Here is a 21,922-nt window from a genome sequence, read left to right as displayed (position 1 = left end):
ACCATGATTCCCCTCTCTTACGCGCAGCGGCGGATGTGGTTCATCAACCGCTTCGAGGGTCCTTCCTCGACGTACAACATCCCGCTGCTCCTGCGGTTCCACGGAAGCCTCGACACGGCCGCATTACGCGCCGCGTTCCAGGACGTGCTGGTCCGCCACGAGGTCCTGCGGACGGTGTTCGACGACGTGGACGGCCAGCCGTTCCAGCGGGTCCTCGACCCGGCCGAGATCGAGCTTCCCTGGCAGGACTGGGGCCGGGTCGCCCCCGACCGGCTGCCGGGCGTGGTGTCGTCGGTGTCCGGCAGCTGGTTCGACCTGGCGGTCGACGTACCGCTGCGGGGATCGGTCGTCCAGTGCGGTGAACAGGAATTCGTGCTGGTCCTGGTGATCCATCACATCGCCGGTGACGGCGGATCGCTGGCGCCGCTGGCGCGGGACATCTCGGTGGCGTACCGGGCCCGCGTGGCAGGGAGCGCCCCGGAATGGTCCGAACTGCCCGTGCAGTACTCCGACTACGCGCTGTGGCAGCAGGAACTGCTCGGCGACGAGTCCGATCCGCAGAGCGTCCTTTCGGTCCAGGCGGCCCACTGGCGCGAGGAGTTGGCCGGGATCTCACGACCGCTGGCACTGCCGCTGGACCGACCCCGCCCCGAGGTGGCGAGCTTCCGCGGCGGATCCGTGGAACTCGGACTCCCGGGCGAGGTGCGGGCGCGCGTCGAGGAGCTGGCGCGGGCACGTGGCGTGACGGTGTCGATGGTGTTCCAGGCCGCGCTGGTGATGCTGCTGCACCGGCTGGGCGGCGACGAGGACGTCACCGTCGGTGCCCCGATCGCGGGCCGCACCGACGAGGCGCTGAGCGATCTGATCGGATTCTTCGTCAACACCTGGGCGCTGCGGGTCCAGGTCAGCGCGGACCGGTCGTTCGACCGGGTCCTGGAACAGGTACGGCAGAAGGCGCTCGCGGCGTACGACAACCAGGACGTGCCGTTCGAGCGGCTCGTGGAGCTGCTGCGGCCGGAGCGGTCGACCGCTCATCACCCGCTGTTCCAGGTCGTGCTCGCCTGGCAGAACAACGCGCGGCCGGAGCTGGACCTGCCCGGTGTGACGGTGTCCATGGAGCCCGTACCGACGGGATCGGCGAAGTTCGACCTGTTCTTCAACCTCGCGCCGGACGAGTCCGACGGGTCGGTGACGGGGGAGATCGAGTACGCCACCGACCTCTTCGACCGCTCGACGGTCGAGGGCTTCGCGGCGGCGTTCGTCCGGGTGGTGGAGCAGGTCGTGGCCGACCCGCAGACCACCGTCGGCGCGCTCGGCATACCGGGCGACACGCAGCGGGAGCACGCCGTCGCGGCCGCACCGCGCGAGGCCGCGGGCCGCCCGCTCGACGCCGAGGAACGCCACAGGATTCTCGTCGAGTGGAACGACACGGCACGCGACTTCCCCTGCCCGGGCCCGGTGCACCTGCTCTTCGAGGAGCAGGCCCGGCTACGGCCCGACGCCATCGCACTGCGCTGGGCCGGCGGAACCATGACCTACGGCGAGCTGAACCAGCAGGCGAACCGTATCGCCTGGGACCTCAAGGAGCGCGGCGTCGGCCCGCAGACCGTCGTCGGGGTCGGCATCCGCCGCGGCCCGGCCATGATCGCCGCCGTGTTCGGCGTGCTCAAGGCGGGCGGCGCCTATCTGCCCCTGGAACCGTCGCTGCCGGCCGACCGCGTCGCCGACATGCTCACCGACGCCGAAGCGACCATGGTGCTGTCCACCGCGGACACCGAACGCTGGACGGTCCCGGACGGAGTCGCGGTCATCGAGGTGGACCAGACCCGAGCGGCACAGGCGGCGCTGCCCGATCCGCAACCGGTCGCCGGGCCGGACAACACCGCCTACATCATCTTCACCTCCGGCAGCACCGGAAAGCCCAAGGGCGTCGAGGTCACCCATCGCCCCGTCCACAACCTCCTCAACTGGTGTTATCGCACCTTCGACTTCGGTCCCGACGACGTGGCCCTGTGCGTCACCTCGCTCGGCTTCGACCTCTCCGTCTTCGACATCTTCGGTCTTCTCGGCTGCGGCGGCGGCCTCTACATCGCGGACGCCACCCAGCAACGCGACCCCCAGCTCCTGCTCGACCTGCTGCTCACCGAACCGATCACCTTCTGGGACTCGGTGCCCACCACCCTCAACCAGGTCGCCTCCGTGCTCTCCGGCAACACCGGACACCAGGGAACCGACGACCTTCGCGTCGTCTTCCTCTCCGGTGACTACACGCCGTTGTCGCTGCCGGACGAGGTCCGGGGGGTGTTCCGGAACGCGGAGATCATCAGTCTGGGCGGGGCCACCGAGGCGACGGTGTGGTCGAACTATTTCCGGGTGCGGGAGATCGATCCGGACTGGCGGAGCATTCCGTACGGCCGGCCCATCGACAACGCGCGGTACTACATTCTCGACGAGGACATGGAGCCGTGCCCGGTCGGTGTCGAGGGGGATCTCTACATCGGTGGGGACTGTCTGTGTGTCGGCTATGCCAGTCGTCCGGATCTGACCGCGGAGCGTTTCGTCCGTGATCCGTTCGGCGGGCGGGACGGGGACCGGCTCTACCGGACGGGTGACCGGGCCTGTTTCTTCCCGGACGGCAACATCTGCTTTCTGGGCCGTGCGGACAATCAGGTCAAGCTGCGTGGGTTCCGTATCGAGCCGGGCGAGATCGAGCACACCCTGGCCCGTCATCCGGCCGTGCGTCAGGCCATTGTCACCGCCCGCGAGGACCAGCCGGGTGATCTGCGTCTGGTCGCCTATGTCGTCGCCGACCCCGAGGCCGTGGACAGCGGACGCGGGGCGGACGAGCAGGTCGGGGAGTGGCAGGAGGTCTACGACCAGGCGTATTCCGACGACGGCGTCGGTGACGGCGGCGGCGAGGGTGGGTTCGGTGAGGACTTCGTCGGCTGGAACAGTTCCTATTCCGGTGAGCCGATCCCGTCGGAGGAAATGCGTGCGTGGCGGGACGCGGCGGTGGACCGGGTTCTGTGCTGGTCGCCGCAGCGTGTCCTTGAACTCGGTGTCGGTTCGGGTCTTCTGCTCGCGCGGATCGCGGGCCGGGTGGAGGAGTACTGGGCGACCGATTTCTCCTCGCGGGTGATCGGGCGGTTGCGGGAGCAGGTGACGCGGGCCGGTCTGGCGGACCGGGTCCGGCTGCGGTGCCAGGCCGCAAACGACCTGTCGGGGCTTGCGCGCGGCCGGTTCGACACGGTGGTGCTCAACTCGGTCGTGCAGTACTTCCCCAACGTCGAGTACCTGCAGCAGGTTCTTGACGGGGCGTGGGACCTGCTGGCGCCGGGTGGCCGGATCGTCCTCGGTGACATCCGGCGAGCGCGCTCGCTGCCGGTGCTGCAGACGGGTGTACAGCGGGTGAAGCATCCGGATGCGGCACCGGCCGTGCTGCGCAGCGCGGTGGAGCAGGCCGTGCTCCTGGAGAAGGAACTCGTGGTCGACCCCGACTGGTTCCTGCGCTGGGCCGACCGTGCGGGGGGCGTCGCTGTCGACGTCCGCGTCAAGGACGGCAGCGCGCACAACGAGCTGACCCGGCACCGCTACGAGGTGGTGCTGCACAAGCCGGGTACTGCCGATCCGCTGCCCCTGGACACCGTTCCCACCGTCGCGTGGGACGGCGACCTGGGCCGCCTTGTCCGCGACGTCAGCGATCACGAGGCGCCGGTCCTGCGCATCACCGGCGTCCCGAACGCGCGCCTGTCCGACGAGGTCGCGGCCGCGCGCGAGCTGGGCCAGGAGGACTCCGTCGCGTCGGCGGTGCCCGCGCTCGACCCGGGCGACGTTCCCGCGTGGGCCGCGGTGCACGGATGGGACGCGGTGGTGACGTGGTCCGCGGACGCCGTCGACCGGATGGACGTGCTCGTCTTCCGGGACGACCCGGTGGCCGGCCGGATCCTCACCGGCACGTACCTGCCGACGGCCGGCGAACGCACCCTGGTCAACGACCCGGTGGCCGCCGGCGCCATCACCGCGCTGCTGCCCACGCTGCGCGCGTACCTGCGGGAGACCCTGCCCGAGTACATGGTGCCGGCGGCGATCGTGCCGATCGGCAGCGTGCCGCTGACGGACAACGGCAAGCCGGACCGACGCGCCCTGCCCGTGCCCGACTACTCGGCCGGCAGCAGCGGCCGGCCCCCGTCCACACCGGAGGAGGAGTCGCTGTGCGCGCTCTTCGCCGCGGTGCTCGGACTCGACCGGGTCGGCGTCGACGACAACTTCTTCTCCGTGGGCGGCCATTCACTGCTGGCCACCCGACTGGTCAGCCGCATCCGCGCCGTGCACGGTGTGGAGATCCCGATCCGGCTGGTCTTCCAGGCGCCCACGGTCGCCGAGCTGGCGGAACACCTGACGTCCCTGAGCAACGTCCGCCCGCCCCTGCTGCCCCAGGACAGGCCGGAGCGGCTGCCGGTCTCCTTCGCGCAGCAGCGGCTGTGGTTCATCCACCGGTTCGAGGGGCCTTCGGCGACGTACAACGTCTCCCTGGCACTGCGGATGCGCGGTGACCTCGACACGGCCGCGCTCCGCCGGGCCGTGCACGACGTCGTGGTGCGGCACGAGTCCCTGCGCACCGTCTTTGGCGAGGCGGACGGGCAGCCGTACCAGCAGATCCTGGAGCCGACCGCGATCCAGGTTCCCTGGGAGGAGCACGAGGTCACCGAGGCCGAACTCACCGACGTGCTGCGGGAGGCGGCGCGGCTGCCGTTCGACCTGGCCGGCGAGATCCCCTTCCGGTCCTGGCTGTTCCGGATCAGCGAGCTGGAGTCGGTGTTCCTGATCGGCGCGCACCACATCGTGGCGGACGGCTGGTCGGCTCTCCCGCTCGCGCAGGACCTGACCGCGGCGTACGAGGCACGCCGCGAGGGCCGGACGCCGGAGTGGGGGCCGCTTCCGGTGCAGTACGCGGACTACACCCTGTGGCAGCGGGAACTGCTGGGGAACACCGACTCCCCGGGCAGCCTGTACCGGCGGCAGCTGGACTACTGGACCACTCATCTGGCCGGCCTGCCCGAGACCGTCGACCTGCCCACCGACCGGTCACGGCCCGCAGTGGCGTCGTACGCCGGCGACCTGGTTCCGCTCGCACTGGACGAGCAACTGACCGAAGGCGTACGCCGGTTGGCCCGGGAGACCGGAGCCACCGTGTCGATGGTGCTGCAGGCGGGGCTGGCAGCGTTGTTCACCAGGCTGGGCGTGGGTACGGACGTGCCGATCGGTTCGCCGATCGCGGGCCGTACCGACGAGGCGCTGGGCGGGCTGGTCGGCTTCTTCGTCAACACCTGGGTGCTCCGGGCGGACACCTCAGGAGACCCCGGCTTCGCCGAACTCGTCCGGCGGGTAAGGGAGTCGAGCCTGGCCGCCTACGACCACCAGGACATTCCGTTCGAGCACCTGGTCGAGGTGCTGAACCCGGTGCGCTCGCCGGCACACCACCCGCTCTTCCAGGTGTGCCTGGCACTGCAGAACAACGCGCGGCCCGAGTTCGCCCTGCCGGGCCTGGCGGTGTCCGAGGAACCGTTCAGCATGGGCACCTCGCGCTTCGACCTGTTCATCAGCCTCACCGAACGGGACGACGACGGGCCGGCCCGGATCGAGGGCTTCGCCGAGTACGCCACCGAGCTGTTCGACGCCGGCACGATCACCACCCTGCTCGACCGCTGGCTGCACTTCCTCGGCCAGGTGGTCGCCGCACCGGAGACGTCCGTCGGGGCCGTGGACATCCTGGCGGACGGCGAGCGCGCGACGCTGGACCGGTGGGGCGGTCGCGGCCGGGACGCCGGGTTCGAGGCCGGCACCGTCCACGAGCGCTTCTCCGCCACGGCCGCCGCGACCCCGGACGCGATCGCCGTGGTCTCCGCGGACGGCACGCACAGCTGGACCTACGCCGAACTGGACCGCTGGTCCAACCGCATCGCCCACCACCTCCGGGTACGCGGCGCCCGCCCGCACACCCGGGTGGCCCTCGTGCTCGAACGCTCGCCCCTGCTCGTGGCGGCGATCCTCGGCGTGCTGAAGACCGGCGCCGCCTACGTACCGGTCGACCCCACCCATCCGCCCGAGCGCATCGAGTTCATGCTCGCCGACCTCGCCCCGGCCGTCACCGTGGACGAGGGGCTCGCCGACGTGGACCTCGACGGGTGCCCGGACTCGCCGCTCGACGCCGACGGCGTGGGGGAGCGCAGCGTCGCGTACGTGATGTACACCTCCGGCTCCACCGGCCGCCCCAAGGGCGTGGAGGTGACCCACCGGAACGTGGTCGACCTCGCGCTCGACAGCTGCTGGGCCACCGGCGCCCACCGCCGGGTCCTGGTCCACTCACCGCACACGTTCGACGCGTCGACGTACGAGCTGTGGGTGCCGCTGCTCGGCGGCGGCACCGCCGTGGTGGCCCGCGCCGGACGGCCGGACACCGCGGAGCTGGCCCGTGTCGTCGCCGAGCGGGCGGTGACCGGACTGTGGCTGACCGCCGGGCTGTTCGCCGTGATGGCCGAGCAGCACCCGGAGTGCTTCACGAACGTCGCCGAGGTGTGGGCGGGCGGTGACGTGCTCTCGCCCACCGCCGTCCGCCGCGTCCTCGACGCCTGTCCCGGCATCACCGTGGTGAACGGGTACGGCCCGACGGAGACCACCACGTTCGCCGCCCGGTACCGGGTGTCCTCGGCGGACCGGTGCACCGACCCGCTGCCCATCGGCGAACCCGTGGACGGCAGCCGGCTGCTGGTCCTGGACGACCGGCTGCGGCCGGTACCGCCCGGAGTGGTGGGTGAGCTGTACATCGGGGGCGACGGAGTGGCCCTGGGGTACGCGGCCCGGCCCGGCCTGACCGGCGGGCGGTTCGTCGCCGACCCGTTCGGGCCGCCCGGGGCGCGCATGTACCGCACCGGCGACCTGGTGCGCTGGAACACGGCCGGGAGCCTTCAGTACGTGAGCCGGGCCGACGACCAGATCAAGCTCCGCGGCTTCCGCGTGGAGCCGGGCGAACTCGAAGCGGTGCTGCGTGAACGCGACGGGGTGGCGCACGCGGTGGTCGCCGTACGCCAGGACCGCCTCGGTGAACGCAGCATGGTCGCCTACGTGGTGCCCGACGCGTCCGCCTCCACCGGCCGCGACGCGGTCGAGCAGGTCGGCGAGTGGCGTGAGATCTACGACGAGATGTACGGCGGGACAGCGGTGGAGCCGGGCGGGGTCGGCGAGGACTTCACCGGGTGGAACAGCTCCTACACCGGTCGGGCCATCCCGCTGCCCGAGATGCGGGCCTGGCGCGAGGCTGTGCTCGGGCGGGTGCGGGCCCTGCGGCCGCGCCGGGTGCTGGAGATCGGCGTCGGCTCGGGCCTGCTGCTGGGACCGCTGGCACCGGAGGCCGAGGAGTACTGGGGCACCGACTTCTCGGCACCCGTCATCGAGCGGCTGCGGGCCCAGACCGGGGCCGACCGGCGGCTGTCGGACAAGGTGTCGCTGCGCTGCCAGGCGGCGGACGACCCGGAGGGGCTGCCGACCGGGTTCTTCGACACCGTGATCCTGAACTCGGTCGTGCAGTACTTCCCGGACGCCGACTACCTCACCCGGGTGCTCGACCTCGCGATGGACCGCCTCGCGCCCGGCGGGCGCATCGTGATCGGGGACGTCCGCAACTACCGCACCCTGCGGATGTTCAGCGCCGCGGTGCACCGCTCCCGGCAGCCGGACGACGGCCCGGCCGCGGTGCAGGCCGCCGTCGAACGCGCGGTTCTGGGCGAGAAGGAACTGGTCGTCGACCCGGGCTACTTCACCCGCTGGGCCGCGGCACGTCCGGAGGCCGTCGCCGCCGACATCCGCCTCAAGCAGGGCAGCCACCACAACGAACTGACCCGCCACCGCTACGAGGTCGTGCTGCACAAGGAACCCACCCGCTCGCTGCACCTGGCGGACCTGCCCACGGCGGTCTGGGGAGCGGACGTGCGTGAACCGGCCGACGTGGAGACCGCGCTGGCCCGGCACGGCGGCCAACTGCGCCTGACTCGCATCCCCAACGCCAGGCTGGCGGGCGAGGTCGCCGAGTGGGGCGCCCCGGCGGAGACCGGAGGCACACTCGACCCCGCCGAGCTGGAGGCATGGGGCGCGGCACGCGGGCTCGCGGTGTACTGCACCTGGTCGGCCCAGGCGGCGGACTGCTTCGAGGCGGTGGTCCTGCCCGATGTCGACGCCCGGTGCTGCGACGGCGTGTACCGGCCCGCCGACGCCCCCTCGTCGCGGCTGGTGAACGTGCCCGCGGTGTCCCGCCGCGTGTCCCGGCTGCCTTCGCGGCTGCGGGAGGAACTCGCGGGCCGGCTGCCGGAGTTCATGATGCCCGGCGAGATCATCGTCCTCGACCGGCTGCCGCTCACCGAGAACGGGAAGGTGGACCGGGCAGCGCTGCCCGAGCCCGACCCGACCGCCGGCGACTACCGCGCCCCGCGCACACCGCGCGAGGAGGAACTCGCCGGACTCTTCGCCGAGGTGCTCGGCCTCGACCGGATCGGGATCGACGACGACTTCTTCGCCTGCGGCGGCCATTCCCTGCGGCTGACCCGCCTGGTCTGGCAGATCCACGAGAAACTGGGCGTGGACGTGCCGATCCGGACGGTGTTCCAGTACCCCACGGTGGCCGAACTGGCGGCGCAGCTGTCCGCGGACACGGAGGTCGGCTTCGAGGACCCGTTCGCCGTGCTGCTGCCCATCCGCACCGAGGGGGAGAAGCCCCCGCTGTGGTGGCTGCACCCGGGCGGCGGGCTCAGCTGGCCCTACCTGGGCTTCGCCCGGCACATCGACCGGGCCTGGCCGCTCTACGGCATCCAGGCGCGCGGCTTCGACGGAACCACGCCGCCGGCGAGCTCCATCGAGGAGATGGTCCACGACTACGTCGGGCAGGTGCTGGAGGTCCAACCGAGCGGCCCCTACCACCTGCTGGGCTGGTCCTTCGGCGGCACCCTGGCCCATGCCATGGCGGCGGAACTGCAGCGCCGCGGACACGAGGTGGCGCTCCTGGCCCTGCTGGACGCCGCGCCCTCCAGCCACTTCGCCGATCTCGAAGCCCTCGACGAGGCCATGGTGCGCCGATTCCTGGCCAATTACATGGGCCATCTGGCCGGAATGGAGGAATACCCGACCCTGGTCGCCACGGCCTCCTCCATCTTCGTCGGCGAGATGGAGCAGATGCGCCGGTTCACGTCGCCGCGGTACCACGGCGACGTGGTCTTCTTCAACGCCCTCCTCGACCCGGAGACCCATGACAAGCGGCAGCTGGAGGAGGAACTCGAGGTGCTGTGGCAGGAGTTCGTAGACGGCCGAATCCAGCGCTTTGACATCCCCTGCGCCCACAACGAAATGTACTGGCCGCGTAACGCGGCTGAAATCTGTCGTGTCATCAACCAGATTCTGCGCGCAGCGCGATGATCTGGGCCAAACCCTTGACCGTTGGATCGATATCTGGAGGATTAGGGTGAGTATCAACCCGTTCGACGACGAGAATGGCCAGTTCTATGTGCTGGTCAACGACGAGGACCAGCACTCGCTGTGGCCCGCCTTTTCCGAGGTTCCGGCCGGCTGGCGTGTCGTCTTCGGTCCGGCGGGACGGGCGCAGAGCGTCGCCTACGTGGAGGAGAGCTGGACCGACATGCGGCCCCGCAGTCTCCGGGAGGCGATGGACCGGTAGTTCGCGCGCCGTGGTGAAAGGCGCACGCTCTGGGCGGGCCGGAACGGATCGGTACCGTCTGCCGGTTGCAGGCCGAACAACCTAACATGGCATAGAGGCATGGACCTGACCAATCCATGAGCGTCAACGGGGAGGCTTGTGCTGTGGCTGGCACAAACAGCGACGTGATGTTCGTCCGATGGCCGGCACAAACGGACCTGCGGAATCGATGTAGGAGGGAGGGGGTGCCCCGTCTTCTCGTCGTGGAGGGGGGTGCACGCCCTCCCGTGTGCAACGACCCGTTCGAGGACTGGGTGCGGGCGCCCATATCCCGAGAGGATTTAGATGCCCGCGTCAAGGCGTTACAGAACCGGCTCGACAGCCGCCAGGTTCCGACCCTGGATTCGGCCGGAACGCTGTGTTTCGGACCGCATTCGATCACCATTTCGAATGCACAGACCGAATTGATGGAGCTGCTGATCGAGCACTTCGGAGAGGTCGTGTACCGGCACGAACTCACGCAGCGGCTCGCCGACCGGGTGCCGATGCCCACGAGAAACTCGCTCGACCTGCACATCATGCGGCTCCGCCGCCGCCTGTCCCCGATCGATCTGGTCATCAGGACCGCGTGGGGACGCGGCTATGTGCTGGAGCACGCGGCCGCCTGAGGGCGTGCCCGCCACGACACCGCGTGCGGCAGTCGGGCCACGCGGTGTCGAGCCGGAGAACATCACCCAGGTGCGGGCAGGCGCCCCGACGGATCCGTCGGCGCGGTGCCGTCACCGATCACGAACTGAGCGCCAGCACGGGCAGAGTTGCGTCCTGCGACTGCTCCGCGGCGGCCGTACCGTCGCTGATGTGCAGGACCGCGTCGGCTCCCTCGAGGATCGTCCGGTCGAGCGGGCGGTAGCCCTGCTGCGGGGCGATGTCGGTCCGCGTGCGGGCGGCGGCGTCCGTGACGTCCGTTGCCAGATGCCAGGCCGTGGTGCCGTTCTGCAGCAGACCCTCGTAGGTGTCGGGCTCGGGATCCAGGAGCCCGAGAGCCTCGCTGCGGCCCAGGCTGCCGGCGACGAAGCCGTACTGCTCGCCCATCAGCGGCCCGAGGACGGTGCCGGCACCGTGCCAGTTGAGGTCCAGGTCCGCCTGGCACCAGCTGCTCGGATCGCGCTGGAAGTGCAGGTTGTGGCCGAAGGCCAGGGTCGGGCCCCGCAGTGCCTCGGCGCTGCGGACGTCGAGGAGGCTCTGGGCGATGAGCGAGTCCCGGGTAGCGAGCAGGCGGGAGATCCGCGCCGCGTGTTCGAGGCTCTGCGCACACTGCTTGTGGTACCGCAGCAGGCCGAGGCCTGCGGTCAGATGCGTCCTGGCCCTGAACCACTCGGCGTGCGCGTCCGCCGCGGCCGGCTCCGGCTCGCGCGCGTGCAGCAGGGTGAGCATCGCCTCGGCGATCGAGCGCGCCTGCTCGGCCTCGGCCGTGGCGCCGAGCGACATGGCCGGGTCCATCACCGCCTCCGTGCGGCTCCAGCCCTCGTCGTCGCCGAGGAGGTCCGTGAGGTCGACACCGAGTTGCAGGTAGTCCCGGGTGTGCTCGAGATAGCGCCGCGGGCTGGGGGCGCTGTGGTTCTCCGTCGGGGTGTCGAAACCGTGGAACGCCAGGCGCTCCTCCGGCGGCCGGTTCTCGTTGTAGGTGCGCATCCAGGCGATCAGCTGCCGGTTGGGCCCCTGGTTCCCGAAGCCGTGGGAGAAGCCCTCGCGCATGACCGCGTCGAGGGTTCCGGCTCCCCCCTGGACGAAGTCGTTCACGGCGAGCGCGGCCACGCGGTCGGTCTCGAGGGCGATCGACCGGAAGCCGCGCCCGGCCAGCTGGACGAACAGCTCGTTGCGGACCCACCCGAAGGCGGGCTCCTGGTGGGTCGGCTCACCGAACGCCAGCAGGTCACATGAGGCCACGGTGAGGTCGTGCAGGTTCTTTCTCATGTGTCTCAATTGAACCATTGCAAGACCGGTTGAGACTTCCCGAAAATCAGGCCCCCCAAGCGGGCTCGATTGCGTCGGGAAGTCTCAAACCGTTGATCAACCAGGGGGGCGGGTCGGAGGGGGATCAGCGGGAGCTCGATGCGTACTTGCGCACCGAGAGCGGGGCGAAGACCAGGATCAGGCCGATCGACCACGCGATCGTCTGCAGGACGTAGCTGCCCGCCGGGCCGCCGCTGAACAGCGCGCGCAGCGCGTTGACGGCCGCGGTCATGGGGCTGTGGGCGGCGTAGGCCTGGAGCCATCCCGGCATCGTGCTGGTCGGCACGAACGCCGAGGAGATCAGGGTGAACGGGAAGATCCACACGGCACCGGCCGCCTGGGCGGCCTCCGCATTGGGCACCGACAGACCGATGAAGGCGCCGAACCAGGACACCGCGTAGCCGAACAGCAGCAACAGCAGCATGCCGCCCACCGCCGGAAGGAACCCGCCCAGGAAGCGGAATCCGACGAGCAGGCCGATGAGCACCGTCACGGCCACGGTGACGGCGTTGCGGAAGATCTCCGACACCGTACGGCCGACGAGCACGGCCGAGCGGCTCATCGGCATCGAACGGAAGCGGTCCATCAGACCCTCGCGCATTTCCGTGGCGATGCCGATGGTGGTGCCGGCGGCCGAGCCGTAGAGCGCCATCTGGACGAAGATGCCGGGGAGCAGGAACTGGGCGTACCGTCCGCCCCCGATGTTGATCGCGCCACCGAACACATACGTGAACAGCAGGATGAACATGACTGGTTGGAGGAGGGAGAAGCTCACCAGCTCGGGGCTGCGCAAGGTGTGCCGGATGTTCCGCAGCGTCATCTCCCACACGTCGGACAACCACCAGGAGACTGCGCTGCGCGGCTTCGCGCCGGCCTTGTCGCTCTGCAAGGTCAGGGCCGTGGACGTCATGACCGCTCCTTGTCCTTCCCGCTGCTCTGCCGGTCGGTCCTGTGCTCGGCGGAATGACCGGTCACGGCGAGGAACACGTCGTCGAGCGTGGGGCGGCGCAGCGCCACGTTGCCGATCGCGACGCCGGAGTCCCTGAGCAGATGCAGGAGATCGGGCAGCGTGCCGCCGTCGGCCAGCGGCGCGTGGACCACCAGCGTCTCCGGGTCGGCGGTCGGCTCGATGCCCAGCCGCTCCCGCAGGAGTCTCGTGGTCTCGTCGAGGGCTGCGCCGTCGATGAGGGTGATGCCGACCCAGTCCTGGCCCACCTGCGCCTTCAGCTCGTCCGGCGTGCCGCCGGCGATGACCTTCCCCTGGTCGATCACCGACAGCGAGTCGGCGAGCTGGTCGGCCTCCTCCAGGTACTGCGTCGTGAGCAGCACGGTGGTGCCCTCCGCGACCAGTTCGCGCACCATCTGCCACACCGCCATGCGGCTGCGCGGGTCGAGGCCGGTGGTCGGCTCGTCGAGGAAGATGAGCCTGGGGCGGGCCATGAGGCTCGCGGCGAGATCGAGCCGGCGGCGCATCCCGCCCGAGTACGTCTTCGTCTGCCGGTCGGCCGCCCGGCCCAGGTCGAACCGCTCCAGCAGCTCGCTCGCCCGTGCCCTGCTGTCGGACTTGGACAGCCGGAACAGCCGGCCGATCATGTGCAGGTTCTCGCGCCCGGTCAGCAACTGGTCCACCGCGGCGTACTGCCCGGTGAGTCCGATGATGGCCCGCACCCTTCGAGGGTCGCTGCGCACATCAATGCCGAACACCTCGGCCGTCCCGTCGTCCGGGCCGATCAGGGTGCTCAGGAGGCGGACGGTGGTCGTCTTGCCCGCGCCGTTGGGGCCGAGCAGACCGTGTACGGTGCCCTCCGGCACGGTGAGTTCAAGGTGGTCGAGTGCCATGACCGAGCCGAAGCTCTTGCACAGTCCAGCCACTTCGATCGCTGCCGGCATTTACCGGATTTCCTTTCCGAGCAGTGGCGATTTTTGAACTTCCCGGTTCATGAAGCTCAAGCGTATACCTGCAATCCCCGTTGAAACTTTGAAAGAAAAGCCGCAGGAATGGTGCGCTAAAGTCTCAATCCATGGATTACCTGCGTCCGACCGATCTGGCCCGTGAGCACGGCATCTCGACCCAGGCGGTCCGCAACTACGAGCGGGACGGGTGCATCCCGCTCGCCGACCGCACCCCGTCCGGCTACCGGGTCTACACCGAAACGCACGCGGCCGCCCTGCGCGCCTATCTGGCGCTCGTCCCGGCGCACGGATACGCCGTGAGCGGGCAGATCATGCGGGCGCTCAACACGGGCGGACTCGACGCCGCGCTCACGGCCGTCGACCGCAGCCATGCCCAACTGCTGCGCGACCGGGGAACACTGGACGCGGTCGGGCAGGCCGTCGCCCATCTGACCACCGGCCCCGACATCGCCGCGCACACACCGGTGAGCAGCGAGACCTTCAGCATCGGCGAACTGGCCCACCGCCTGGGCGTCACCGCGGCGACCCTCCGCAACTGGGAAGCGGCGGGCATCCTCGCCCCCGACCGCGCACCGGTCACCGGCCACCGCACGTACGGCGCCCCCGAGGTCCGTGACGCGGAACTGGCCCATCTCCTGAGGCGCGGCGGCTACCAACTGGACCAGATCGCCACCGTGGTCCAGCAGATCCGCACCGCCGGCGGCACCCAGGCACTGTCCGCCGCCCTCGACGACTGGCGGCAACGCCTCACCGTCCGGGGCGTGGCGATGCTCAACGCCTCCGTCCAACTCGCCCGCTACACAGCCCTCCTCGACATCACCCCGCCCCAGCCGTCGCACCGTCGGTGAGAATGGGCGATGTTCACGCGCTGACAGGGAGGCAGGGGGACGCATGGCCGAGGACGACGTCGAAACCGTGACGGAAACCGAGCAGCGGGCAGCAGCCGAGCCCCTGCCCGAGCCCTTGCCCGAGCCCCTCGTCAAGGAGTTGGACAGGGAGATGCGCAGGTGGCGGATCGCCACCTTCAACTACGGGGTCACCTACTACCTCAGCCGCATCCTGCTCATCATCGCCAGCGCCATCGTGGCGGCCGACCAGAACCTCGGCGGCGGCCACGGGAGTTGGCTGATCACCTGGGTGCCGGTGCTGGCACTGGTCGTCGCGGTGATGACGGCCGTGGACACCTGGCTGAAGCCCCAGCAGAAGTGGCGCGGGTTCATGGAGTCCCGCGACGCCCTGGCGGACCTGCGGATCCAGGCGGGCGGCGGCATGCCGGCCGACGAGGTACGCACGAAGTTCCTGGAACTGCGCCGGCAGCACCGGGAGCGGAACGTCTTCTGACGAGCCGCCCCCGGCGCGCCGGGGCTACTTACGGGCGGCGGACGTGGCGAGCCGTTCCACCGCCCGCCGCTCGGCGGCCTCGACGTCCAGCCGGCCCGACCGGTTGCCGCCGCGGGCGACGACGGCCGCGCGGACGAGGGCCAGGTAGAAGAGAGCGGGCCCGCACGGGGTCCACTCCCCGGGCTCCTTCCGCAGGATGAAGTCGAGCACGCTGTCGGGGTCGGCCGGGACGAAGTCGAACCGGTCGTGCTCCCACTTGTCCTCGATGCCGCGGCTGCGGCGGGCCACGAGGGTGTCGGCCGTCAGGCCGGGGAGCACGGCCCGGTAGAAGGCCGCCCACTGGTGGTTGCGCACGTCGAGCGCGAAGGCGAGCAGTTCCAGCTCGACCTCGTCCTCGTCCTGGACGGCGAGTTCCTCCCGCAGCGCGCGGCGCGCCACCGCGTGCAGGCTGATGGGGGAGCCGTCCTCGGGGACGTCGTGGATGGCGGCGAGCCCCTCGTTGACCGAGGAGTTCCAGCGCACCTTGTTGTGGCCCTCCACCTTGACGCTGCGCCGCGCGAAGACCATCTTCCGGTCGGGTCCCGTCTCCACCGCCACGTTGACGCCGAAGCTGCAGGAGAGGAACGCGGGCGCCGTCACCGGGTCGGCGTTCTCCAGGTACTGGGAGCGCAGGGTGGCGGACTCCCGCTCGCGCAGCGGCTCGTCGAGGTTCACGGACGTGGCGATGAAGTCGTAGTAGTCGGCGTCGCACAGACTCATCCGCACCAAGGGTTCTTCGGTCTCGTCGCTCCGCGAGGTGATGATGCTCTCGACGGCGAAACGGGGGTTGTTCCAGGCGTACGGCTCACCCGCCGCCTGCCGGCGCTGCATCTCCGCCTCGATGTCCTCCCGCCACCGCTGGACCTCGACGGGGAGTTCCACGCGGCGGAGCCCCGGTTCGTAGATGATCTGGACATTCTCCTTCGGGATCGGGCGTGTGCCGTCTCCCTCGAAGATGTGACAGTCCGTGACGAAGTTCCCGATGACCATGCGGTCGCGCGATTCCACGAGTTCTCTCCCCGTGTCGAGTAGCGTGAGCGGCGCACCTTGTCAGGTGTGAGACGTCAGGTTTCCACAGACGGCCCTGCCGCGTGGCATGGACGGGTGGCTGAACTCTTTGGAGGGGGAGTTCGGTTGGACCGGGGGAAGAAACGCGACGGTGTGGTCGCCACCGTCGTCGTCGACAGATACCGGGGTGACGCACGACGGGTCAGGGACCGTACACAGTTGCGGAAGACGGCCTCTCGCTTCGTGGAACAGGCCGCACGACTCGGTTTTGAGGCGCCGTCACTGGGAGTAGCGAGTGCGGGCAGGGGCGGCGGGCCCGGACCGTCCGCGGGGCGTGAACAGATCCGCGATCTGGTGCTGCGGCTGAGACAGCAGGCGGTGGCGAGGAAGATCCTCTACTGGACCGGGCACGGCGAAGTCGTGTCGGGCGCCTTCTACCTCGCCTGCGAAGACAGCTACCAGGGCGGCGAGTTCGAACCCGGCCGGGGGGTCTCGGCCGAGGAACTCGTCTCGTGGCTCGCCGAGGACCCCACGGACACCCTGCTCGTCCTGGACGCCTGCTTCTCGGGCGAGGCGGTGCGCGAGGTCAGCCACCACGTCAAGGACGCGCGGCTGAACGCCGGTGTCGACGACGCCGAGGTCGGATTCGCCGTCGTCGCGACCGCCGGATCACGGCAGGAGGCGCTGGAGGGACACTGGGTCGACTGCCTGGAGGAGGTCCTGTCGACTCCGGAACAGCTCATCGACGGCAGCGCCCGGATCTTCCAGCGCGAGAACGAGTACGTCCCGTTCCAGCAGCTGATGAGCGCGGTCCGGAGCCGGGCCGGGGGACAGGTCCCCTTCTGGCAGGAGCCGCAGACACTGCGCGCCTGGTTCCTGCCCAACCCGCACTGGTCCCCGCGGGCACGGTCCGCGCTGCGCCCGGAGGACGACCGCTCCTGGATCGGCCAGGAACTCGCCGGCGAGGAACTGCCGGTCTTCTCCGGCTCGGGAGAGAGCTGGCACCTGCGGGACTTCGCCTCCCGGCACCGGGTGCTCGCCGACCTCGTCGACTGGCTGCGCACCCAGGAAACCGGGATGCTCACGGTGACGGGAGCGTCCGGCGCGGGCAAGTCGACGCTCCTCGCGTACGTGGCGCACCTGACCGTCGAGCACTTCGTGGCCTCCCTGCCCCAGGACCGGCGCCCCGGGGTGCTGCCCGAACTCCGCTCGGTCAACGCCGCGCTCCACTGCCGCGGCCGGACACTGTCGACGCTCTGCGAGGAACTGGCCCGAGGCCTCACCCCGCTCGGACTGGACACGACACAGGTCAGGCAGGGATCACCGCACAGCCTGGTCCGGCAGGTCGAGGCGCTGGCAGAGCGCAAGGGCAGTCTCACCCTGATGTTCGACGGACTCGACGAGGCGGCCGCGGGGCACTCCTTCGACCTCGCCCGGGGGCTGCTCAACCCGCTGGCGGCCCTGCCGGGCGTACGCGTGGTGGTCGCCACCCGGCCGAACGCCCGCCGCCGTCTTCCGGGCGAGCTGCGCGCCGAGACCCTGCTGGACGTGCTGCACAGCACCACCATGCTGGAGCTGGACCGCAAGGTCGAGACCGAGCAGGACATCGCCCGGCACGTCGAACGGTTGCTCGCCGAGGGGGACTCCCCCTACGCGCTGCCGCACGCCGAGCAGCAACGCGGCGCCGTCGCCCGGCAGATCGCGGCCGGCAGCAACGGCCTCTTCCTCGTGGCCACCCTGTGGGCACGGCACGTGGCCGAGCGGCCGGTGCCGTCCGACGCGGAGCAGGTGCGCAGGGAGTTGCGGCAGGGGACGTCCGTCCTGGACGCCCTCCTGGCCGAGGAGCTGTTACGCCTCGACCCGCAGGACACCGCCCGGGTCCGGGACTTCATGACCGCCCTGGCGCTGGCCCAGGGAGTCGGACTGCCCCAGCCCAGGGTGTGGCTGGCCGTGACCAACGCGGTGCGCGCGCCGGAGAGCAGGGAGTACGGGGAGCCGGACCTGCGCGACGTGATCCGCCGGGCCACCGGAGTGACGATCGCCAAGGATGTCGAGGCGGGCGAGGAGGTCTACCGCCTCCACCACCCCAGCTTCGGCGCCCATCTGCTCGGCGACGAGCTGCGGCAGCGGGAACAGCACCGAGCGGTCCACCGGGCTCTGACCCCGCGCCGCGGTGAGGACTGGCGGACCGCGGAGCAGTACGTGAAGCGCCACCTCACCGCGCACGCCGCCCTGGGCGGGGACGACCTCCTGGAGGAACTGGTGGGCGACTGCCACTTCCTGGTGGCCGCCTCGCCCGACGTCCTCGAGCCCCTGGTCGCCGCCCGGCTCACGACCACTCCGCACAGCGCGCTCTACCTGGGCGTCGCCGGCCACTTCCGCCGGCACGAGGCGGAGGAGGGCAGATGGGCGATGCTCCGGGCCACCGCGCTGGCCATGTTCTCGCGGGAGTTCCTCACCGCCGTGCCGAAGCCGTCGTCGGTGTTCTGGGACGACGTGTGGAGCAGCGCCGTACGGCTTCCGCTGCACAGGAGCTGGCCCGCCCCGCCCGGCGGGGCGCTCGCCGTGCACTGGGAGTCGCACGCCGACGGGATCATCCACGCGTCGGGCGCCGGTGAGGTCAAGTCCTGGACCGCGGAGGGACACGAGATCCGGGGCAGGGACACCGGGCCGGCCACCTGGGGCGCCCCGCCGCGGCAACGGGGCGTGACGGCGTCGGGCCGCGGCGACAACCGGGTGGTCGCCACCGTGGACCGCCGGTGCGTGCGGATGTGGCACGGCAACGGCAGATACCCGGTGGAGGAGCTGTACTGGGGCGGTACTCCGGGCACGGTCGACTCGGTGCGGTGGGGCAGGGAGGTCCTCCTCGCCACGGTCGACGGTGACCGCGTGTGGTTGTGGCGGTGGGACAGCACCGGCGAGTACTCCCGGGACGAACTCCGCACGCACACCGTCCGCACGCCGGCCCTCTGCGCCTGTCTCCTGGTGGCGGGCGAGAGAGCCGCGCTGATCACCGGTGGGCCCGCGGGTGTGAAGGTGTGGGAGGTGCCCGGCCGGAAGACGATGAAGGAGCCGCTCAGGCAGGTCCGGTCACTGGGGGACGGCATCGAGCAGGTCGTCGCGGTGTCGGCACTGGCCCTGCCGGACGGAGCCGGATCCGGGGCGGTGATCGGGGCGCTGGACGGCCATACGCTCCACACCTGGCGGATGGACGACCTCTTCCAGGGAGAGGCACGCCCGCTGTTCGGCCCCGCACCCGCGAGCGCCGGCCGGGCCGTGACCGTCGGACGGGGGCCGCGTGGACTGCTGACAGCGGTGGGGGAGGGCGCCGCGGTCCGTGTCTGGGACGAGGAGGGCGCGGAACAGGTCTCGCTGCCGTGCGATCACGATCACCAGTCCCTGGTCTTCGACCCCTCGGGAACAGGACGTCTGGCGGTGGCGGACGAGACGCGCATCCGAGTCTGGGAGCCGCATGAACCACCGGCGGACGGTGCAGTGGCGGACGCCCGCCACACCGGCGGGAGAGCGGTCGGCAGGACACGGCTGCGGGTGACGGATCCAGGACCCGACGGAACCGTGCTGATGAGCCGCGCCCAGGGCTCGGACGTACTGGTCAGCCCGCACTCCTTCGACGGGCAGGCAGGTGAGTCGCTCCGGCTCGCACATCCCGCGAGGGTGGAGGCGCTCGCCGCGACGAGGGTCGGTGACCGCTGGCTGACCGCCGCGGTCGGACGCAGGCAGGTGCTGCTCTGGACACTCGGGCCAGGGCTGAGAGTGCTCGGGACCGAGAGCTTCGCCCTGCCGGGGCCGGAGGACCGGCCGGTGCCTTCCCTGGTTCTCCAGGCCACCGGAAGGGGCCGGCTGCGGCTGCTGTGGCCGTCAGGGCAGCAGAGCGTGGTCACCTGGGAACGCGAGCTGCGGGACTCCGGCACCTGGAGCGAAGGGCAGACGTTCTGGATGGGAGCCGCCGGCGCCGTGCAGCGGCTCGACGTGGTGGGGGCTGCCTCGGGCCCTTCGTGGCTGTCGGCCTGGGGCGGCAACGTGGTCCGGGTCTGGGACCTCACGGAGCCCGGCGCGAAGCCGCAGCCGGTCGGCGTCATCCGGGCGAAGGCTGTGGCCGCGGGCCTGTTGAAGCGCACGAACACGCCGGTGCCGCTGATCGCTTTCACCACCGGGGAGACGGTGAAGTTCGTCGAGTGCGACGGAGGTTACGCCGTGCCGACCGTCCTGCCGCGGCAGGACGGGGGAGTACTCGACGGTGTCGCTCTGGCGGGTCCGGCGCAGCGGCCCCTGCTCGTGGGCTGGAGCCGGAAGTCCGGCCGCCTCCGGCTCTGGGACGTCAGGCGGGAGCAGGCGCTGGACCCCATGGAATCGCGCGGGTACGACGTGACGGGCGTGGACTCGGCCTTCGACGGCCGTGGCATCACCCTCATGATCCAGGGCATCGCGCAGAACAGTGTCCGCTGCGATCAGGTGTTCGTGCCCTGGCCGGTCGGATCCCCACGAAGAGACAAGGAGCGCGTTCTTTGAAGGACGATCTGGTGGTTCTCGTCCCCGGCATCATGGGCACGGCCCTGACCCGGAACGGAGCCGACATCTGGGACCTGACCCCGGAGGCCATGAGCGGGCTCTTCCGGCCCGGACGAACGAGAGACGTGCTCAGACTCCCCAAGGGCATCGGGGACGAGGACCCGGAGCCGCCGCACGCCCTGGAACTGGGCGGTGTGATCCGCGGCCCGCGTCTTCTGCCCGGACTGATCTCCAACATGGAGTACCCGGACCTCCGTGAGCTGCTCGGTATCGAGCAGGAGAGGTTCGTGGAATTCGCCTACGACTGGCGTCTGAGCAACCGCAATTCGGCCGAGAAGCTCGGGCGTTTCGTCCAGGAACGGCTGACCCGGTGGCAGGAGACTGCCGACCCCGAGCGGTTTCCGCAGGCCAAGGACGCGAAGGTGATCTTCCTGTGCCGTTCCATGGGCGGTCTGGTGGTGCGGTACTACACCGAGGTGCTCGGGGGATGGGAGCAGACCCGGTCGGTCGCCACGCTGGGCACGCCCTTCTCGGGGAGCGTCAAGGCGCTGCGGTTCCTGACCGGCCGGGTGCGATGGGTGCCGAGCCCGTTCCGCGAGTGGATCCACGAGGTCTGCTCGACCTACCCCTCGCTCGGCCAGCTCGTCCCCACCTACCGGGTGGTGGTCGACCGTCAGGAGGGCAGGTCCCGGCTGCGGGGGCAACCGGTCGAGGGCGTGGAGACGCGGGCGATCGACGACTCCTTCGCCTTCTTCCAGGAGGTGCAGGACGCCATCGAGGAGAACGACGCCGTCCATGGCCCGAGGCGCTACACGCTGGTCCCGCTCGGGGGCGACAAGCACCGGACCGACCAGGCGCTCTCCCTCTCTTCGGACGGAAGGCCGACGTTCCATCAGGACTTCTCGGACTCCGGTGATCCGGAAGACCGGGGTCTGCCGCTCTTCGGCGACGGCACGGTGGCGCACATCGCCCAGATCCCGCCCGAGTGGTCCGACACCGGTCAGGCGGTGTGGCTCGACAGCAGGCACGCCGACCTCATCAACTCCGAACACGCCCTCAAGCAGCTCAGGCGCGTCTGCGACGGCCTCGAACCGGCCGGGGTGCTGAGCACCGGGGAGCCCGTCGGCGTCGAGTTTCCCGACTTCGCCCGGGCCGGAGAGCCCTTCGAGGTGTGGGCGGCGAACGCCGACACCGCGATGGGGCTGCGGGTCCGCCGTCTCGGCGCGGACGGCAGGTCCGTGGCGGACGAGGCGATGCAGCCGTGCGGAGACGGGGACTTCCGCGCCGAACTGCGTGCCGAACCGGGCCGGTGGACCCTGGAGGTCTACTCGAAGGCCGCCGAGTACTCGTGCCGGGACGTGCTGTTGGTCGTCTAGCCGT

The 21,922-nt window shown here is 70.6% G+C and carries 11 protein-coding genes; 7 read left to right on the top strand and 4 right to left on the bottom strand.

The annotated features are described in order from the left end of the window. Positions 1-3 precede the first annotated feature (3 nt). The 3 genes from AC07DS_RS22700 to AC07DS_RS22690 all read left to right on the top strand — a co-directional run bounded on the left by AC07DS_RS22700 (position 4) and on the right by AC07DS_RS22690 (position 10,365). Entirely contained in the window at positions 4-9,459 is a 9,456-nt protein-coding gene (locus tag AC07DS_RS22700) for an amino acid adenylation domain-containing protein (RefSeq protein WP_479147871.1), read from the top strand. 46 nt (positions 9,460-9,505) lie between these two features. Beyond that, positions 9,506-9,718, top strand: coding sequence for an MbtH family protein (locus AC07DS_RS22695; RefSeq protein WP_479147869.1), 213 nt, complete (start codon positions 9,506-9,508; stop codon positions 9,716-9,718). A 266-nt stretch (positions 9,719-9,984) separates the two neighbouring features. Then, the gene (locus AC07DS_RS22690; RefSeq protein WP_222440987.1) at positions 9,985-10,365 is read left to right on the top strand and encodes a winged helix-turn-helix domain-containing protein; all 381 of its coding nucleotides are present in this window, start codon (positions 9,985-9,987) and stop codon (positions 10,363-10,365) included. A 118-nt stretch (positions 10,366-10,483) separates the two neighbouring features. On the opposite strand, the gene AC07DS_RS22685 is transcribed toward AC07DS_RS22690, so the two are convergent. From AC07DS_RS22685 to AC07DS_RS22675, 3 genes are all read right to left on the bottom strand, one after another. Beyond that, positions 10,484-11,671 carry an erythromycin esterase family protein gene (locus AC07DS_RS22685; protein WP_479147867.1) on the bottom strand — a complete coding sequence of 396 codons (1,188 nt, stop codon included), beginning with the start codon at positions 11,669-11,671 and terminating at the stop codon, positions 10,484-10,486. A gap of 124 nt (positions 11,672-11,795) precedes the next feature. Continuing rightward, positions 11,796-12,620 carry an ABC transporter permease gene (locus tag AC07DS_RS22680; protein WP_479147865.1) on the bottom strand — a complete coding sequence of 275 codons (825 nt, stop codon included), beginning with the start codon at positions 12,618-12,620 and terminating at the stop codon, positions 11,796-11,798. Further along, on the bottom strand, positions 12,617-13,600 hold the full coding sequence (locus AC07DS_RS22675) for an ATP-binding cassette domain-containing protein (protein ID WP_479147864.1): 984 nt from the start codon (positions 13,598-13,600) through the stop codon (positions 12,617-12,619). Before AC07DS_RS22675 ends, AC07DS_RS22680 begins: the two co-directional genes overlap by 4 nt. Positions 13,601-13,731: 131 nt before the next feature. Here AC07DS_RS22675 and AC07DS_RS22670 point away from each other — a divergent pair, with 131 nt between their 5' ends. Then, positions 13,732-14,472 carry a TioE family transcriptional regulator gene (locus AC07DS_RS22670; RefSeq protein WP_479147862.1) on the top strand — a complete coding sequence of 247 codons (741 nt, stop codon included), beginning with the start codon at positions 13,732-13,734 and terminating at the stop codon, positions 14,470-14,472. Positions 14,473-14,515: 43 nt separating this feature from the next. After that, positions 14,516-14,965: a DUF4231 domain-containing protein gene (locus AC07DS_RS22665; RefSeq protein WP_479147861.1), complete on the top strand. Its 450-nt coding sequence runs from the start codon at positions 14,516-14,518 to the stop codon at positions 14,963-14,965. A gap of 24 nt (positions 14,966-14,989) precedes the next feature. Here AC07DS_RS22665 and AC07DS_RS22660 read toward each other — a convergent pair whose 3' ends face one another. Next, positions 14,990-16,012, bottom strand: coding sequence for a translation initiation factor 2 (locus tag AC07DS_RS22660; protein WP_479147859.1), 1,023 nt, complete (start codon positions 16,010-16,012; stop codon positions 14,990-14,992). Between the two features lie 378 nt (positions 16,013-16,390). Between AC07DS_RS22660 and AC07DS_RS22655 the strand changes: the two genes are divergently transcribed. Further along, entirely contained in the window at positions 16,391-20,542 is a 4,152-nt protein-coding gene (locus AC07DS_RS22655; protein ID WP_479147857.1) for an AAA family ATPase, read from the top strand. Next, positions 20,539-21,918 (top strand): esterase/lipase family protein, encoded by a 1,380-nt coding sequence (locus AC07DS_RS22650; RefSeq protein WP_479147855.1) that lies wholly within the window; start codon positions 20,539-20,541, stop codon positions 21,916-21,918. Before AC07DS_RS22655 ends, AC07DS_RS22650 begins: the two co-directional genes overlap by 4 nt. The last annotated feature ends 4 nt before the right edge of the window (positions 21,919-21,922 follow it).

Source organism: Streptomyces sp. NPDC044064 (genome assembly GCF_056434245.1).
This window is presented reverse-complemented; position numbering and strand designations above follow the sequence as displayed.

Bases quoted from the DNA above. Each gene is read 5' to 3' on its own strand.
- AC07DS_RS22700 (WP_479147871.1), top strand. From the start codon at position 4: ATGATTCCCCTCTCTTACGCGCAGCGGCGGATGTGGTTCATCAACCGC.
- AC07DS_RS22685 (WP_479147867.1), bottom strand. From the start codon at position 11,671: ATGAGAAAGAACCTGCACGACCTCACCGTGGCCTCATGTGACCTGCTG.
- AC07DS_RS22680 (WP_479147865.1), bottom strand. From the start codon at position 12,620: ATGACGTCCACGGCCCTGACCTTGCAGAGCGACAAGGCCGGCGCGAAG.
- AC07DS_RS22675 (WP_479147864.1), bottom strand. From the start codon at position 13,600: ATGCCGGCAGCGATCGAAGTGGCTGGACTGTGCAAGAGCTTCGGCTCG.
- AC07DS_RS22670 (WP_479147862.1), top strand. From the start codon at position 13,732: ATGGATTACCTGCGTCCGACCGATCTGGCCCGTGAGCACGGCATCTCG.
- AC07DS_RS22665 (WP_479147861.1), top strand. From the start codon at position 14,516: ATGGCCGAGGACGACGTCGAAACCGTGACGGAAACCGAGCAGCGGGCA.